The 13660-nt window shown below is 36.4% G+C and carries 13 protein-coding genes, 1 pseudogene and 1 riboswitch; of the genes and pseudogenes, 7 read left to right on the top strand and 7 right to left on the bottom strand.

Translation table 11 applies throughout. From position 1 onward, the window contains the following. The first annotated feature begins 77 nt into the window (after window positions 1-77). Window positions 78-1469: a type III PLP-dependent enzyme domain-containing protein gene (locus LC814_RS07170; RefSeq protein ID WP_226063258.1), complete on the top strand. Its 1392-nt coding sequence runs from the start codon at window positions 78-80 to the stop codon at window positions 1467-1469. Window positions 1470-1610: 141 nt separating this feature from the next. On the opposite strand, the gene LC814_RS07165 is transcribed toward LC814_RS07170, so the two are convergent. Genes LC814_RS07165 through LC814_RS07150 form a run of 4 tightly spaced genes read right to left on the bottom strand, consistent with a single transcriptional unit; the run spans window position 1611 to window position 5323 of the window. Continuing rightward, complete coding sequence (locus LC814_RS07165) at window positions 1611-2294, bottom strand: HAD family hydrolase (protein WP_226063257.1); 684 nt, start codon at window positions 2292-2294, stop codon at window positions 1611-1613. 6 nt (window positions 2295-2300) lie between these two features. Continuing rightward, complete coding sequence (locus LC814_RS07160; protein ID WP_226063256.1) at window positions 2301-2528, bottom strand: DUF5808 domain-containing protein; 228 nt, start codon at window positions 2526-2528, stop codon at window positions 2301-2303. 39 nt (window positions 2529-2567) lie between these two features. Then, window positions 2568-3920, bottom strand: a complete 1353-nt coding sequence (locus LC814_RS07155; protein WP_226063255.1) for an alpha/beta hydrolase family protein — start codon at window positions 3918-3920, stop codon at window positions 2568-2570. Window positions 3921-3961: 41 nt separating this feature from the next. Then, window positions 3962-5323 (bottom strand): alpha/beta hydrolase family protein, encoded by a 1362-nt coding sequence (locus tag LC814_RS07150; protein ID WP_226063254.1) that lies wholly within the window; start codon window positions 5321-5323, stop codon window positions 3962-3964. Between the two features lie 190 nt (window positions 5324-5513). Here LC814_RS07150 and speB point away from each other — a divergent pair, with 190 nt between their 5' ends. Beyond that, complete coding sequence (gene speB, locus LC814_RS07145) at window positions 5514-6368, top strand: agmatinase (protein WP_226063253.1); 855 nt, start codon at window positions 5514-5516, stop codon at window positions 6366-6368. Between the two features lie 51 nt (window positions 6369-6419). Here speB and LC814_RS07140 read toward each other — a convergent pair whose 3' ends face one another. Continuing rightward, window positions 6420-6710 (bottom strand): GNAT family N-acetyltransferase, encoded by a 291-nt coding sequence (locus tag LC814_RS07140; protein WP_226063252.1) that lies wholly within the window; start codon window positions 6708-6710, stop codon window positions 6420-6422. Window positions 6711-6834: 124 nt separating this feature from the next. Here LC814_RS07140 and LC814_RS07135 point away from each other — a divergent pair, with 124 nt between their 5' ends. Then, window positions 6835-7257 carry an OsmC family protein gene (locus LC814_RS07135; protein WP_226063251.1) on the top strand — a complete coding sequence of 141 codons (423 nt, stop codon included), beginning with the start codon at window positions 6835-6837 and terminating at the stop codon, window positions 7255-7257. Beyond that, a complete protein-coding gene (locus LC814_RS07130) occupies window positions 7254-7652 on the top strand; it encodes a YkvA family protein (protein WP_226063250.1) in 399 nt (132 codons plus the stop codon). The genes LC814_RS07135 and LC814_RS07130 overlap by 4 nt, the downstream gene beginning before the upstream one ends. Before the next feature lie 65 nt (window positions 7653-7717). On the opposite strand, the gene LC814_RS07125 is transcribed toward LC814_RS07130, so the two are convergent. Continuing rightward, complete coding sequence (locus LC814_RS07125; RefSeq protein WP_226063249.1) at window positions 7718-10342, bottom strand: MGH1-like glycoside hydrolase domain-containing protein; 2625 nt, start codon at window positions 10340-10342, stop codon at window positions 7718-7720. Window positions 10343-10453: 111 nt separating this feature from the next. After that, window positions 10454-10557: riboswitch (SAM riboswitch) on the top strand. 53 nt (window positions 10558-10610) lie between these two features. On the opposite strand from LC814_RS07125, the gene LC814_RS07120 reads away from it, so the two are divergent. From LC814_RS07120 to LC814_RS12540, 3 genes and pseudogenes are all read left to right on the top strand, one after another. Next, a complete protein-coding gene (locus tag LC814_RS07120) occupies window positions 10611-11021 on the top strand; it encodes a hypothetical protein (RefSeq protein WP_226063248.1) in 411 nt (136 codons plus the stop codon). A gap of 72 nt (window positions 11022-11093) precedes the next feature. Then, window positions 11094-12632: an ACT domain-containing protein gene (locus LC814_RS07115; protein ID WP_226063247.1), complete on the top strand. Its 1539-nt coding sequence runs from the start codon at window positions 11094-11096 to the stop codon at window positions 12630-12632. 89 nt (window positions 12633-12721) lie between these two features. After that, window positions 12722-12823: pseudogene (locus tag LC814_RS12540) on the top strand (methylenetetrahydrofolate reductase [NAD(P)H]); the annotation flags it as partial. 42 nt (window positions 12824-12865) lie between these two features. Here LC814_RS12540 and LC814_RS07110 read toward each other — a convergent pair. After that, window positions 12866-13654: an SDR family oxidoreductase gene (locus LC814_RS07110; RefSeq protein ID WP_226063246.1), complete on the bottom strand. Its 789-nt coding sequence runs from the start codon at window positions 13652-13654 to the stop codon at window positions 12866-12868. Window positions 13655-13660: the final 6 nt, after the last annotated feature.

The raw sequence follows: 13660 nt of genomic DNA, 5'->3' as shown, positions 1-13660 counted from the left end.
TTAACGGAATTTTAAAATAAAAACCCAACTTTTTTTACCAACTTTGCATTCTTTAACTGAACAACGTTACACCCAATATGAAAATTAAATATTCAGAACTTATAGACCAGACGCTCTATTTTCCCACCGAAGAATTCAGTGTAACTGAAAATAGTCTCAACTTTCATGATATTCCTTTGATGGACGTAGTTGAGCAGTTTGGGACACCGCTGAAGTTTAATTATCTGCCAAAAATTTCAACCAATATTCAGCGGGCAAAAGCTTGGTTTAAAGAAGCTTTTGAAATTAACGATTACAAAAAAAATTACCGATACTGTTACTGCACAAAATCCAGCCACTTTGCTTTTGTCTTGGAAGAAGCCTTGAAAAACGACATTTCAATTGAAACATCTTCCGCTTATGATATGGACATTGTGAAATCTCTTTTCGATAAAGGAAAGTTCGATAAAACAGTTGAAGTGATTTGCAACGGTTTTAAAACTGATGATTATTTGGCGAAAATTTCCGGGCTCATCAATAGTGGTTTTCACAATATCACGCCTATTTTAGACAACTATCGGGAATTGGATAAACTTACAGAAAGTATTGATACAACCTTCAATATAGGAATTAGAATTGCGTCCGAAGAAGAACCAAAATTCGAATTTTATACGTCGAGATTGGGGATTGGTTACAAAGACATTATTCCTTATTACAGCCAAAAAATTGCCGAACATCCCAATGCAAGGTTGAAGATGTTACACTTTTTCATCAATACCGGCATTAAGGATACTGCTTATTACTGGAATGAATTATATAAATGTTTGCGTGTTTATGCACGTTTGAAAAAAATTGCACCCGAAGTTGATTCTTTGAATATCGGTGGCGGTTTTCCCATCAAAACTTCATTAAATTTCGATTACGATTACCAATATATGGTCAACGAAATTGTTTCGCAGATCAAGAAATTCTGCGAAGAAGAAGGCGTTGAAGAACCAAATATCTACACCGAGTTTGGTAGTTTTACAGTCGGCGAAAGCGGCGGTCATCTTTACAAAATTATTTCCCAGAAACGCCAGAACGACCGTGAAAAGTGGAATATGATCGATTCTTCATTTATGACGACACTTCCCGATACTTGGGCGATTTCCCGCAAATTTATCATGTTGCCACTCAATCGGTGGGAAGACACGTACGAACGCGTTTTCCTCGGTGGTCTAACCTGTGATTCCGACGATTATTATAATTCTGAGCAACATACCAATGCGATTTATTTGCCGGTTTTTAGCGATACAAAACCACTCTATATCGGATTTTTCCATACCGGTGCTTATCAGGAAACAATTGGCGGCTACGGCGGTGTTCACCACTGTTTGATGCCTCAGCCGAAACATATTTTGATCGATAAAGATGAAGAAGGCAACTTTACCTACAGCGTTTTCCGGGAAGAACAAAAACCCGAAGACGTCCTTAAATTATTGGGATATTAAGAAGAAATAAATCTTGAAATATATGAGGAGCAACCAGTGAGTTGCTTCTTTTTTTATGCAGTCCCGCTGTTCACTTTATCCCCTCTACCGAAAGCGGTATCGGGGGATGCCGTTTCCATCGGGGCTAAAACTTCATCCATTTTATATTTCGAAGGGAAGAAAATCTTTAAAATAATGGTCCATTTTGTCGGATTCAATTTCTTTAAAATCGGTAATCAGCAGATCGGCTTTTTCGTAATTTTGATTAACCGAATGTTCACTTTTATAGGCCGTACAAAATATTTGCGCAGAATGTGCAGCTAATATTCCGTTTGTAGAATCTTCAATCACCATACAATTCTCTTTTGGTTCTTTGGCAATTTCAGTGGCAAGAAGAAAAATTTCAGGATGAGGTTTTGATTCTTTCAAATCGGCACCACTAATTTTCCCGATAAAGTATTTCTCCAAAGCGAATTTTTCGAAAACCATATTAATTGTCGTCATACTGGCGGAAGAAGCTAAAACAAGTTTGATGTTATTTTCAAAATAATGCTCAATTAAATCTTTAACACCTGGAATTAAATCGAAATCTGCATCATGATAAAAAAAATGTTTAAAATATTTTCTTTTGATCACCGCTAATTCGTCGTGAGTTGCTTTTAAACTGTACTTTTCGATGACCGTATTGCAGACTTTTTTCGTTGAGGCTCCGGTAAACGAACTATACAATTCTTCGGAAACTTCAATTCCAAAGTCACTAAACATTTGAAAATAGGCTTTTCGGTGAAGCGGTTCAGTGTCAACAATAACACCGTCCATATCGAATAGTACTGCTTTTAGTGGCATAAATATCTAGTTAAAGGATGATAAGTTTCGGAGTACATAAAGAATTCCAAGCACAGCAACTATTAAAATTAAATATGCAAAAATAGAATAAGGATTTGCAAAATTGATCGTCCAGCCTAAGTATTTAAATCTTTTAGGTGGAAATAATCGCTGATCATCTTTGTTGAAATAGAAAAGCCCTAAAACCCAATGATGTCGATTGTTAACGTCTTCTGTATTATAGTTTGTTTTCATAAATGTTGAAGCAGTTTGTATTAAAGAATTGTTTTAGAATCATTTCAATGCTAAAATCCACGAACTGATCTTATCCAAAACTTTAGGTGAAAAAGTTTCCTCAATTTGTCCGTACTCGGAAGGATTTCCCGTTGTTGCTGTTTGAAACAGGTGGTTTAATCCTTCAAATTCTACGATTTCAAAATGCTTATTACCTGCTTTTGTTAAGGATTTTCTAATTCCCGCCAGATTTTCTTTTGCTGAAACTTGCATATCTAAACTTCCATCCACTGCCAAAACAGGAATTTTAACCTTTGATAAGTAGTCATCTGGATTAAATTTAATAAAATATCGAAACCAAGCCGACGACATTTGATCCAGGTATGCGGATTTTTCTTCCTTCGGCATATTTGGATAATTTTCATCTAAATATCGTCTGAGATCACCTTTAAAATCTTTTCCAGTATAAAGTTGAGCGTAGGTAAACGTTTTTGCTTTTATAGACAAAACCTCATCAACAGCCGTTTGAGGTAAATTAGCGCTTTCTGCAAGCTTTTTATTTTGATCCAAAACAAGATCCAGGATTGGAATGCCGGGAGCGGCCAAAAGTACTAAAAACTTCACACTTTTATTCATTTCTGCAACCATAGGCGCAATCATTCCACCTTCCGAATGACCAATCAAACCAATATTTTTATATCCTTTTTTTACTAAATAATCAACCGCCGAATTAATATCGGTCGCAAAATCTGCCGAAGTAGCGCCGTCTTTTCCTTTTTCCGAACCACCAATTCCACGGTCGTCCAGACGTAAAGTGGCAATTCCTTTCTTAGCCAAATCATCTGCAATGACTAAAAATGGTTGATGCTCGAACATTTCTTCATTTCGATCCTGCGCACCACTTCCGGTAATCATTACTAAAATAGGTTGGTTTTTCTTAAAGTTTTTTGGAGTAGCAAGTGTTCCCGCAAGTAGATTTCCCTCCGTGTCATTTTTAAAAGTAACGTCATCGCTGCTGTAATTAAAAGGTGGTTTCGGAGTTTGCGGCCGATTGACAATTGTAGTTTCTTCGTTTCTTGTAAGAATCAAAGGAAAGTTCATTCCGCTTTGTGAGAAAATCCCCTCGATTTTTTGAGCGTTTAATTTTCCCTTGAAAGTAATTCCTAAGTTAGAAGCATTAAACGTCAACTCGTTGTTTTCAAATAAAGTGTTCTGAATGGGAATTTCTTTTGCTCCTTGCGTCGGACTGTCAAATGTTGATTTAAAACCATTTCCGTCTTTATCGATATGAAAAATCAAAGGCAGCTTCTGTCCCTGAACATCTAGATTTCCGTACCAGGAACCGGTAATGTTTTGGGAGAAAATATTTTGAAAGAATATTAATAATATAAGGATGATGAATTTTGTTTTCATGACGATTCTGTTACAATTTCTAATCTACAAAAATTTTAGAATTAATACTGTTTCAAGTTTGCAATCCATGAGCTCACTTTATCTAAAACTTTTGGGGAGATGGTTTCTGCAATCTCGGGATATTCCATAGAACTTCCTGTTTCCGCAGTTTGGAAAAAATGATTTAAACCGTCAAACTCGACGATTTCAAATTTTTTATTTCCGGCTTTTTCAAGAGATTTTTTAATGGAGGCTAAATTTTCTTTTGAACTAACCTGTGTATCTTTACTGCCATTAACCGCTAAAACTGGAATTTTCAATCTTTCTAAATATAATCGAGGATTAATATTTAAAGAATAGCGCCACCAATTGGTACCCAATTGTCTTAGATAAGCATCAGTTTCCTGGCTTTTCATGTCAGGAAAGTTATCTGCTAAATATTTTTTTAAATCTGACTTATAGTCTTTTCCCTTATATGATTTCACAAATTCTAAAATCGTGCGTTTATTTGCGACGTCTTTATCGATATCTTCTTTTGGGACGTTTACGCTTTCCAGCCTGCTTCTCGCTTGTTTTACAAAAACATCGATCATCGGAAGTGCAGGTCCCGCAAGAAGGACGATAAATTTTACATTTTTATTTTCAGAAGCAACCATTGGAGCAATCATCCCACCTTCAGAATGTCCGATTAAGCCAATGTTTGTATAGCCGTTTTTCATCAAATAATTAACAGCAGAATTGATGTCAGTTACAAAATCAGCTGTCGTTGGTTGTTCCTCTTTTCCTTTTTCCGAACCGCCTATTCCACGGTCATCTAGTCTTAAAGTGGCAATTCCCTTTTTTGCCAGATCATCAGAAATCACTAGAAACGGCTTGTGCCCATCCATTTCTTCGTCGCGGTTTTGCACGCCACTTCCTGTAATCATGACGAGAATTGGAGCGTTTTTATCGAAGTTTTTTGGTTCTGCAATTGTTCCGGCCAATTCATTTCCTTGCGTCTCATTTTTAAAGGTGACTTCTTTAGAATTATAAGGGTAAGGAAGTTTTGGATTTTGTGGTCGATCAACGGCCGGAGCGGTATTAATTCGGGTCAAAGTGAAGGGGGTTTTTGATTCTCCCTGTGTAAAAATTCCTTCAATTTTTTCATCACTTAGTTTTCCTTTGTATGTAATTCCGAACTCCGGCGCCATCACAGTAAGCTCAGAGTTTTCAAACATAGTCGATTTTGCGGGAATTCCTTTTGCACCTTGCATTGGAGAATCGAAAAAAGTTTTAAACAAAGTTCCATCCTGTTCCACATGGAAAACTAGTGGAAGAATTTGTCCCGGAGTATTCAGGTTTCCATACCAGGTTCCTAAAATACTTTGTGCAAATAAATTTTGCACCAAAAGTAAAATGACTATTGTAAATAATTTCGGTACCATGGTGTAAGTTTTTAAGGGTAATAAATTGATTATCAATACTTACGTAAAATTATTATTTATTTATTTTACGTCAAAGGTTAAAACACCCTTATTTCTAAATGATATTTTAAAGTCTACACGAACAGGCAGAATTATTTTGAAATTTTTATCTTTGAAATCTCTTAATTATACAACTAAAATCAAAAATATCATGCAAACCTACGCCGGTATTCCCGAAGAAAACGCTCAGTTAGAAAATTCTAAAGTAATGCTCGTAACCGTTCCTTATGACGGCACGTCAACTTGGGGGAAAGGAGCTGATAAAGGTCCTGAATTATTCTTAGACGCTTCCGAAAACATGGAATTGTACGATATTGAAACAGGAACTGAACCGTATTTAGAAGGTGTTTTTCTCGCTGGAGCAATTACAGAAAAATCTTCGCCCGAAGCAATGACGGAAGCAGTTTATAATAAAACCAAAGATTTATTAAACAACGAAGGAAAATTATTTACCCTGTTCGGTGGAGAACATTCGGTTTCAATTGGATCAATTCGCGCAGTGGGGGAGAAATATGAAAATCTGACGGTTTTGCAATTAGATGCACATACCGATTTACGTCCAGACTTTCACGGTTCAACTTCTAATCACGCCTGCGCCGTTTTTGAAGCCAGCCAAAAACACAATTTGGTTCAGGTCGGTATTCGATCTTGCGACATCGAGGAAATGGAATATGTGAACAAAGAGCAGTGTTTTTTTGCACACGTAATTGCAAATAATGAAAACTGGATTAATGACGTTCTGGAAAAAGTTTCCGGAAATGTTTACATTACCATTGACTTAGATGCATTTGATCCATCAATTGCACCTTCTACCGGAACGCCAGAACCAGGCGGTTTACAATGGTATCCAACTTTGGAACTGTTGAGAAAAGTTTTTGAAAAATGCAACGTTGTTGCTTTCGATATTGTGGAATTAATGGATTCGCCGATGCCAAAACCAACGGCGTTTTTAGCGGCAAAATTGTATTACAAAATGTTGGCGTATTATCACCTCAATAAAAATTAAGATACAGATTATCAAAATATAAAACCCATAGAATTTCTATGGGTTTGTGTTTTATCTTTCTAATAAAATATCATCAACATCTTTCATTCTGTTCATAACGGAGCGTGCGTAGGAGCAATGCGGGTAAATTTTCCAATTATTTTCGCGTGCGAAATTTATGCCTTCTTCGACTAAATATTTTCCCATTCCGCGGCCTTCAAATTTCGGATGAACCAAAACGAAGGAGATAATCATTTTATTTTCTTCGGGAAAAATGGTGTAAGTTAGTCTGCCGATCTCCTCTTGCTCATTATTGAGGGTGATGACGCCGCCGTTTCCTGAGCGATTGTTGGTGTATTTCATAAATTGTGATTTTCTGTTGACTAAATTTAGTGAATATTATTTAATTGGTTACTGTAATTATTTTGGCGAACAATTTCTGATCGATTACATTTTAATTTTTTTAAATTTGGTTCAAATATTATAAATGAAAATTACACTCAACCGCATCAATGATGACTACTTGTTCGAATGTACAAACTCAATCGGTAATAAAATACTTTTAGACAATATTTCACAATCAGAAGGTACTAAAGGTGTTTCCCCGATGGAAACCGTTTTAATGGCTTTGGCGGGTTGCAGCGGAATCGATATGGTTTCGATTATGAAAAAACAAAGACAGGAAATTACAGGATTTTCTGCAGAAGTCGAAGGTGAGCGCATTGAGATGGATGAAGCAAAACCATTTAAAAGCATTATGGTAAAATTTTTTCTCGAAGGAAAAATAGATGCAAATAAAGCCGAAAGAGCTGCAGCACTCTCTTTCGAAAAATATTGTTCGGTTTCTAAAACCATGGAACCTAATGTTACGGTGAACTACGAGGTTTTTGTTAACGGAGAAAAAGTGTGAAACTTTTAAATCAGATAAAAGAAAAAGTCCGGAAGTTAAAAGCTGAAATTCAGGTTCTTATTTTTGCTTATTCTGACAAACGAACGCCGTTGCTCGCGAAATTAGTCATTGGTATAACGGTGGGATATTTATTAAGTCCCATTGACTTAATACCAGATTTCATTCCCATTCTCGGCCTTCTAGATGACTTGATTATTGTACCGCTTTTAATTATGTGGTCGATCCGATTAATTCCTCCCTATATTTTAGTGGAAGCACGAAAAAGCGTCGCGGAAAATCCTAGAAAACTTCAAAAAACGAACTGGATTTTTGCTATAATTGTTCTAAGTATTTGGATATTTTTGCTCTATTTTGCCTACCAAAAATTCGGCGATCTGATTTTCAAATATTTATAAATACTCGATTTATCGCAGACAAAATAGTTATAAAATTTCTTCCTATTATTTTTCCTGATAATTTTTTACGAAGGCCGCGATCCCATTCTGGGCTGTATCAACTTCGCAATAGTAGCCGTCCAACCAGTTTGGTGAGAAGCGCCAATTCCTTCCCCGGTATCGCCATTAAAATACTCGTGAAACATGATGTAATTTTTAAAAAATTCATTGTGATTCAGCAACTCATTTCCTCCGTTAAAAGGTCGGTTACCGTTTTCGTCTTTACTGAAAATGGAGTAGAGTCGCTTGCTTAAATCATTGGCGACGAATTCCAAATTGCGCATTTCTGACTTTCCTGTCGGATATTCAATTTGTAAACTGTCGCCATAATAATAATGGAAACGCTGCAGACTTTCTACAATCAAGAAGTTGATCGGAAACCAGATGGGTCCGCGCCAGTTGCTGTTTCCCCCAAACATACTGCTGTCGCTTTCTGCCGGCGTATATTTCACTACGAAATCCTGCCCGTCGATATTAAAAACGAAGGGTTCATTTTCATAAACTTTAGACATAGACCGAATTCCGTAATCCGATAAAAATTCATTTTCATCAACCATTCGGCTAAGAACTCTTTTCAGTCGATCTCTCCGCAGAATACTCATGAGATGTTTTCCTCCTTGACCTTCTACTTCCCAATGTGAAACCAGGTCTGCAAGATGTGGTTTATTTTTAAGAATCCATTCCATTCGCTGTCGGAAATCAGGAAGTTTTTCCAAAATTTCATGTTCTACAATTTCTACCGCAAATAGTGGAATTAATCCAACAATACTTCTAAGTTTCAATGATTTAGACTCGCCACTATTTAACTGAAGTAAATCGTAAAAGAATCCATCGTTTTCATTCCAAAGACCATTTTTCTTATTGCCGATATTCTCCATGGCTTCGGCAATGTAGAGATAATGCTCAAAAAATTTAATCGCCATATCCTCATAAATTGGATTGTAAAGCGCGAGTTCCATAGAAATACGCATCATATTTAAAGCAAACATCGCCATCCAACTGGTTCCGTCTGCCTGTTCGAGGTGATCGCCGTTTTTAAACTGCATATTTCGGTCAAATGCACCAATATTGTCCAGACCTAAAAATCCACCACCGAAAATATTATTTCCGTTTTTATCTTTCCGGTTTACCCACCATGTAAAATTCAATAATAATTTTTGGAAGACACTTTCCAAAAAAGGAATATCAGGTTTGCCGTTGATTTTTTCATCAATTTTAAACACACGAAAAGTCGACCATGCATGAACTGGCGGATTTACATCGCTGAAATCCCATTCATAAGCGGGCAACTGACCATTCGGATGAATGTACCATTCTTTAGTCAAAAGTTTTAACTGACTTTTTGCAAAATTAGAATCTAAAATTGCAAACGGCACGCAGTGGAATGCCAGATCCCAGGTCGCAAACCACGGATATTCCCATTTGTCGGGCATTGATATAATATCCTTATTCTGCATATGTTCCCATTCTGTGTTGCGTACAAAATGGTTGAAATTTCGCGGCGCTTCATGTTGAGGATCGCCACTTAACCATTTCGAAACGTTATAGTGATAGAACTGCTTATTCCATAAAAGTCCGGCAAATGCTTGACGCTGAACGTCTTTTTCTTCCTCATCTTCAATTTCACGTTGGATTTCACTGTAAAATTCTTCTGCTTCCTCTTTCCGCAAATTGATAATATGATCAAAATCAAAAAAGGCATCTTCCATATCATGTGGACTGAGTCGGAAATCAAAAGTTTGGGTGTCGCCACCTTCTATTTCGGCTTCAAGTAAGAAACTTGCCTTGGTTCCTTTCTTTTCAGGATTGATGGCGTTGTGATCGCCTTTAAGGAGAAAATTATTAATGCCGTCTTTAAAAAATTTAGCGTCGGTTACCGTATTTGGAATGATGTCGGGATTTGTTTCATTATTACAGAAATACGCCTGGCAGTTTTTGTTTCTGGAGTACAGTTTTTTTGCGGAAATTGAGCCGTGATCTACTTCAATAATATCGGATTGTGTAGATTTTAAACCCGGTTCATAAGTCCCATATCCCCATTTCCAGTTATTTCGAAACCACAAAGTTGGCATTATGGCTAATGGCGCTTTTTGGGCACTTCTGTTACTCACCGAAACTCGTACGAGAATATCATCATGATTTATTTTGGCATATTCAATAAAAATATCAAAATACTCATTATTATTAAAAATACCGGTATCAACAAGTTCATATTCTGGTTCGCGCTTTGTGCGGCGGTGATTCACATCAATCAATTCATCATACGGAAATTCATTAATCGGATATTTATACACCATTTTCATATAAGAATGTGTGGGTGTATTGTCTAAATAGTAATAAAGTTCTTTTACATCTTCACCATGATTTCCTTGGTAATTACTCAGACCAAAAAACCGTTCTTTGATCATTTTATCTTTATAATTCCAGAAGGATAAGGCAAAACAGAGATATTGTTTACTGTCGCAAATTCCCGCAATTCCGTCTTCACTCCAGCGATACGTGCGACTTAGAGCTTCGTCGTAGGTCGTGTATCCCCAAGCATTTCCGTTAGAGCTGTAATCTTCACGTACGGTTCCCCACTGTCTGTTACTTACATAAGGTCCCCAAGTTTTCCATTGGTCATCAAGCATTCTTTCGCGTTCGGTCATCATCCTTAAAAAATTTCTGCCGCGAAATTAGGAAATTAAAAAAAAATGAAAATTTGCGAGATTTCAATTTAATTCTTTCCTTTGCGGCTGATTAAGTTCATTCACATATTGAAAATGTTATTAAGAAAGGTGGAGAGATTAGACTCTAAGATACCTTGGCAACCCTTCGGAAACGAAGAAGGTGCTACATTCTATCCCTTATTGGGAGAAGATAACAGAAACTTTTATTACCCTTCCCAGGTAGCATTTTCAATTTTAATTTATAAAAAAATTGAAAACTTCGCTACAACGTATCAAACTCAAGAATCAAAAATTAGTATCAGGTAGAACCCTAGATATCGATTTGTCGTATCAAATTTTCGGAAAACCTTTATATACTGCGCCGTTTATTTGGGAGAATCAGGCTTTGAGGGGAAATTCAAATGTTGCCGATGAAAATGGCTGGTGGAATTGCATAGTTGGTGAACGTAAAACAATTTACACCAATGTCTACGCTGTCATATCCTTTAATATTCCTGGAAATGGTTTCGATGGCGATGTAACGGAGGATTATCAAGATTTCAAAACGAAGGATATTACAAATATTCATCTCATCGCAGTAGATTCTGATCAGTTTTTCCCAGCTTTTGAAATGCCGAACTGTTATGAAAAATTAGAGCAAATATTTTCTATCACGAAATAAAATCCAATCACGTGCACGACGCGTTCTTAATGGAATACGAACAACTCACTCAAATTTTAAATAAAATCATCAATGAAAAATAAAGAAGGAATAAAGATTCTTAAACAAAAAGCCATCATCAAATTCGAAGGAAAAGATTTTCTAGGAGAAGTTGGAATCGATGGAAGAATTTTTAAAGCACTCACTTACGCAAGAATCAGTGTCGGCGTAATTTCCCAACAAGCCGTAGAAAACGGAATTTCTGTTTTGGTTAATGAAACGGATTCTGAAAAAGCAGTAAACTGTTTAATAGACGAATTTATAAAAGAAAGAAAATCGGGAAAAGTAAGTCAGATTTTCAGTATTAATAATGTTTCGGTCTTAGGATTTGTTGCGAAGGATTTCAGTAAAGTAATGTCTGAACTCGCTAGAAATAATATTTTCCCATTAATTCTTAATCAAGTTGCCGCCGAAAATAGAATCAACATAGTCGTCACTTCTTCTCAGGATGAAAAAGCTAAAAACATCATCGAAGCGGAAATTTTCTCAAAACCGAAAACGGTTCATTTAGCAATGATAGGCCACGGAAAAGTGGGCGCAACTTTAATTGACCAGGTTTTACAAAAATCTGAAGATATCCGAAACCGTAAAAAGCTCGATTTAAAGATTGTAGCGGTTGCCAATTCCCGCAAGATCGCCTTTAACAAAAGTGGTTTCAATGAAAGTTGGGCAGATGAGGTCTTGGTCTCAGAAGAAAAATCAAGTGTAGAGTCTCTCATTCAGTTTTCGCAGCTTCACCAGTTGGAAAACCTTATCGTTGTTGATAATACAGCGAGTAAAGATTTTGTGAAAAATTATACGCGTCTTGCCGAAAATGGTTTCGATCTGGTTTCTTCTAATAAAATTTTTAATACCCTGCCAATTTCAGAATACCGTGATTTTAGAAATGTTCTAAAGAAAAGGAATAAAAAGTACCTTTATGAAACAAATGTGGGTGCAGGTTTACCCTTAATTGATACTATTAAATTACTGCATTTGTCAGGTGAAAATATCACCAGGATTAAAGGTGTTTTTTCTGGGTCACTCAGTTATATTTTCAATAATTTTTCAGTTCGGGACGAGAAATTTTCTACTATTTTAAGGGAAGCGATGGAACAGGGATTTACAGAACCCGATCCACGCGAAGATTTATCTGGAAATGATGTCGCCCGAAAACTTTTAATTTTAGCGAGAGAACTTGATTTAAGTAATGAACTTTCCGACATTAATGTTCATAGTTTAATTCCGGAAAATTTAGTGAATCTTGACAAAAATGATTTATTAAATAGTTTAGAAGTTTTAGATGCTCATTTTGAAGAAGTTAAACAGAAGCAAAAAGAAAATCACGTTCTCCGTTTCGTAGGAGATTTACATGGCGATTTGCAGAAGGAAAAAGGAGAACTTGATGTTCAGCTAATTTCTGTTCCGGCCAATTCTTCGCTTGGACAATTAAAGGGTTCAGATTATATTTTTGAAATCTACACCGAAAGTTACGGCGAGAATCCGATCGTCATCATGGGTGGCGGTGCCGGCGCAAAAGTGACTGCACGCGGTGTATTTGGAGATATTCTGAGATTGTCTGAAAATAAATAAGTCTCTTTTAATTTTATCTAAAAAAATAAAAATACCGCACTTTATAAAGCTTTTAACGAAAGAATCCTCGTCCTCGATGGAGCGATATCTGGGCAGTTAACCAATGCCCGGAATTACTCAATTTTGGCGTGACTTTTTTGCATTTTTATTCGATGGGAAAAAGTGATAATATTAAAAAGATCGCACGCTAACTTTTCTAAAGTTATCCTTACAAATTTTTTATTGGAAAGAAATCAATCGATTTTATTATATCTCCGCATTAAATTTTCGTAAAATTTTTGGGGAAGCATCCATTTTAATGGAACACCGATTCGCTGACCTAATTTCGCAAAATAGAAATGGGCTTTCCAGGTTTTCTTTAATAAAAGTTTTTCAACATATTCTGCAACTTCCAAAGGCTCAGTTCCTTGATCAACATGAGAATTCATGAGGGAATATACGTGATTAAAAGTTTCTTCGTAAGGTTTAGAAACCTTTGTTTTCACCCGATTTTCGGCAATATTGGTTTTGATGTCGCCCAAATGCAGCGCGCAAGTCTGTATATTCCAGGGTGAAACTTCATAACGAATTGCTTCGGTTACTTTATCTACCGCAGATTTTGAAGCCGAGTAAAAACCGCGGAAGGGAAGTCCCATTTCACTACCAATACTGGAAATATTGATGATTTTACCCATTTTTTGTTCACGCATTTGTGGTAGAACTGCGGTCATCATTTGTACAGTGCCTACCAGATTTAGATTAAATAATTTTAATATTTCCTCTTGCGTAGAATCTTCAACCGGCCCGACCATTCCCATGCCGGCATTATTAATGAGAACATCGATTCTTGTTTCAGTTTTTAAAACCTCCGCAATTGCATTTTGAACTTGTAAATTGTCTGTAATATCAGTAGGAATTGTTTTGAAATAGTCAGATTCCACATTTTTTCGACTGAGACCGAAAACAATATGTCCCTTTTTTCCGAGATATTCAGCCAAAGTGAAACCGATTCCGGCAGAAGTACCAGTGATAAGTATTGTCATGTTTTT

Origin of the sequence: Kaistella polysaccharea (assembly GCF_020410745.1) — a bacterium.
Classification (GTDB): Bacteria; Bacteroidota; Bacteroidia; order Flavobacteriales; family Weeksellaceae; genus Kaistella; species Kaistella polysaccharea.
Note: the sequence above shows the minus strand (reverse complement) of the source record. Positions and strands in the feature narration are given on the sequence as shown.

Bases quoted from the DNA above. Each gene is read 5' to 3' on its own strand.
- LC814_RS07110 (WP_226063246.1), bottom strand. From the start codon at position 13,654: ATGACAATACTTATCACTGGTACTTCTGCCGGAATCGGTTTCACTTTG.
- LC814_RS07155 (WP_226063255.1), bottom strand. From the start codon at position 3,920: ATGAAAACAAAATTCATCATCCTTATATTATTAATATTCTTTCAAAAT.
- LC814_RS07150 (WP_226063254.1), bottom strand. From the start codon at position 5,323: ATGGTACCGAAATTATTTACAATAGTCATTTTACTTTTGGTGCAAAAT.
- LC814_RS07140 (WP_226063252.1), bottom strand. From the start codon at position 6,710: ATGAAATACACCAACAATCGCTCAGGAAACGGCGGCGTCATCACCCTC.
- LC814_RS07115 (WP_226063247.1), top strand. From the start codon at position 11,094: ATGAAAAATAAAGAAGGAATAAAGATTCTTAAACAAAAAGCCATCATC.
- LC814_RS07170 (WP_226063258.1), top strand. From the start codon at position 78: ATGAAAATTAAATATTCAGAACTTATAGACCAGACGCTCTATTTTCCC.
- LC814_RS07160 (WP_226063256.1), bottom strand. From the start codon at position 2,528: ATGAAAACAAACTATAATACAGAAGACGTTAACAATCGACATCATTGG.
- LC814_RS07135 (WP_226063251.1), top strand. From the start codon at position 6,835: ATGAAAATTACACTCAACCGCATCAATGATGACTACTTGTTCGAATGT.
- LC814_RS07125 (WP_226063249.1), bottom strand. From the start codon at position 10,342: ATGATGACCGAACGCGAAAGAATGCTTGATGACCAATGGAAAACTTGG.
- LC814_RS07165 (WP_226063257.1), bottom strand. From the start codon at position 2,294: ATGCCACTAAAAGCAGTACTATTCGATATGGACGGTGTTATTGTTGAC.
- speB (WP_226063253.1), top strand. From the start codon at position 5,514: ATGCAAACCTACGCCGGTATTCCCGAAGAAAACGCTCAGTTAGAAAAT.